The following is a 3,093-nucleotide window of genomic DNA, read 5'->3' on the forward strand; positions in this document are numbered from 1 at the left end:
GAGCTTGTACTTTGAAAACTAAATAATATCTAATTTCTTTTTATTGAAAACAATAAACCGAGAACACCGCGTTATTTGAGTTTAATTAACGAAATAATCGCTAACTCAATTAATCAAGGTGATCACGAAGTGATCATCAAGGTTAAGTTATGAAGGGCGCATGGTGAATGCCTTGGTACTAGGAGCCGATGAAGGACGGGACAAACACCGATATGCTTCGGGGAGCGGTAAGTACGCTTTGATCCGGAGATTTCCGAATGGGGAAACCCAACCAGCTTAGTCGCTGGTTACCTGACTGGTGAATTCATAGCCAGCAGGAGGAAGACGCAGTGAACTGAAACATCTCAGTAGCTGCAGGAAGAGAAAGAAACATCGATTCCCTGAGTAGCGGCGAGCGAAAGGGGAAGAGCCCAAACCAGTGAGCTTGCTTGCTGGGGTTGTAGGACTGAACAATGGAGTTACCAAAATGCGACGTAGTCGCAACAGCTGGGAAGCTGTGCCAGAGAGGGTGATAGCCCCGTAGACGAAACGTCACATTCTCCGTTCAGGATCCTGAGTACGGCGGGACACGTGAAACCCCGTCGGAAGCAGCGAGGACCATCTCGCAAGGCTAAATACTACCTAGTGACCGATAGTGAACCAGTACCGTGAGGGAAAGGTGAAAAGCACCCCGGAAGGGGAGTGAAAGAGTTCCTGAAACCATGTGCCTACAAGCAGTCGGAGCCCGTTAAAGGGTGACGGCGTGCCTCTTGCAGAATGAACCGGCGAGTTATGATTGCATGCAAGGTTAAGACGGAAAAGTCGGAGCCGTAGCGAAAGCGAGTCTTAAATGGGCGTAAGAAGTATGTAGTTATAGACCCGAAACCAGGTGACCTACCCATGTCCAGGTTGAAGGTGCGGTAAAGCGCACTGGAGGACCGAACCCGTGTCAGTTGAAAATGGCTGGGATGAGGTGTGGGTAGCGGTGAAATTCCAAACGAACTTGGAGATAGCTGGTTCTCTCCGAAATCTCTTTAGGGGGAGCCTTGAGGACAAGAATCATGGAGGTAGAGCTACTGTTTGGACAAGGGGCCCGTCATGGGTTACCAACTTCAGATAAACTCCGAATGCCATAGATTTATACTCAGGAGTCAGACGATGAGTGATAAGATCCACCGTCGAAAGGGGAACAGCCCAGATCACCAGTTAAGGTCCCTAAATATATGCTAAGTGGAAAAGGATGTGGAGTTGCATAGACAACTAGGATGTTGGCTCAGAAGCAGCCACCATTTAAAGAGTGCGTAATAGCTCACTAGTCGAGTGATCCTGCGCCGAAAATGTACCGGGGCTAAGCATATTACCGAAACTGTGGATGTGCACTACGTGCACGTGATAGGAGAGCGTTCTAAGGGCGGCGAAGTCAGACCGTGAGGACTGGTGGAGCGCTTAGAAGTGAGAATGCCGGTATGAGTAGCGAAAGACAGGTGAGAATCCTGTCCACCGAATGACTAAGGTTTCCTGGGGAAGGCTCGTCCTCCCAGGGTAAGTCGGGACCTAAGCCGAGGCCGAAAGGCGTAAGCGATGGCTAACAGGTTGAGATTCCTGTACCAGTTGAATGCGTTTGAATGATGGAGGGACGCAGGAGGCTAAGCGAACCGCACGATTGGAAGAGTGCGGCCAAGCAGCAAGTCAGTAACTGAGTCAAATGCTTAGTTGCGGGTTGACAAGCTGTGATGGGGAGTGAAATTAAAGTAACGAAGTCGCCGATGTCACACTGCCGAGAAAAGCTTCTAGTGAGTATTCAACTGCCCGTACCGCAAACCGACACAGGTAGTCGAGGAGAGAATCCTAAGGTGAGCGAGTGAACTCTCGTTAAGGAACTCGGCAAAATGACCCCGTAACTTCGGAAGAAGGGGTGCTGGCCGCAAGGCCAGCCGCAGTGAAAAGGCCCAGGCGACTGTTTATCAAAAACACAGGTTTCTGCAAAATCGTAAGATGAAGTATAGGGGCTGACGCCTGCCCGGTGCTGGAAGGTTAAAAGGATGGGTTAGCTTCGGCGAAGCTCAGAATTGAAGCCCCAGTAAACGGCGGCCGTAACTATAACGGTCCTAAGGTAGCGAAATTCCTTGTCGGGTAAGTTCCGACCCGCACGAAAGGCGTAACGATCTGGGCACTGTCTCAACGAGAGACTCGGTGAAATTGAAATCCCTGTGAAGATGCAGGGTACCCGCGACAGGACGGAAAGACCCCATGGAGCTTTACTGTAGCTTGATATTGAGTGTTTGTACTGCTTGTACAGGATAGGTAGGAGCCGTAGAAAGCGGAACGCTAGTTTCGCTAGAGGCGCTGGTGGGATACTACCCTTGCATTATGACCACTCTAACCCGCAGCACTGAACGTGCTGGGAGACAGTGTCAGGTGGGCAGTTTGACTGGGGCGGTCGCCTCCTAAAAGGTAACGGAGGCGCCCAAAGGTTCGCTCAGAATGGTTGGAAATCATTCGGAGAGTGTAAAGGCACAAGCGAGCTTGACTGCGAGACAGACAGGTCGAGCAGGGACGAAAGTCGGGCTTAGTGATCCGGTGGTTCCGCATGGAAGGGCCATCGCTCAACGGATAAAAGCTACCCTGGGGATAACAGGCTTATCTCCCCCAAGAGTCCACATCGACGGGGAGGTTTGGCACCTCGATGTCGGCTCATCGCATCCTGGGGCTGTAGTCGGTCCCAAGGGTTGGGCTGTTCGCCCATTAAAGCGGTACGCGAGCTGGGTTCAGAACGTCGTGAGACAGTTCGGTCCCTATCCGTCGCGGGCGTAGGAAATTTGAGAGGAGCTGTCCTTAGTACGAGAGGACCGGGATGGACATACCGCTGGTGTACCAGTTGTTCCGCCAGGAGCATCGCTGGGTAGCTATGTATGGACGAGATAAACGCTGAAAGCATCTAAGTGTGAAACTCGCCTCGAGATGAGATTTCCCATTCCCTTCGGGGAAGTAAGACCCCACAAAGATGATGTGGTAGATAGGATGGAAGTGGAAGTGCAGTGATGTATGGAGCGGACCATTACTAATCGGTCGAGGACTTAACCAAGCGAAGCGGTAAGGTTTATTGAGAAGAGA

1 rRNA gene is annotated in these 3,093 nt (G+C 51.2%); it reads left to right on the forward strand.

The features are described 5' to 3' along the window. Positions 1–140: 140 nt before the first annotated feature. Positions 141–3,064 (forward strand): 23S ribosomal RNA (locus HMPREF0494_RS10630). The last annotated feature ends 29 nt before the right edge of the window (positions 3,065–3,093 follow it).

Origin of the sequence: Limosilactobacillus antri DSM 16041 (genome assembly GCF_000160835.1) — a bacterium.
GTDB lineage: Bacteria > Bacillota > Bacilli > Lactobacillales > Lactobacillaceae > Limosilactobacillus > Limosilactobacillus antri.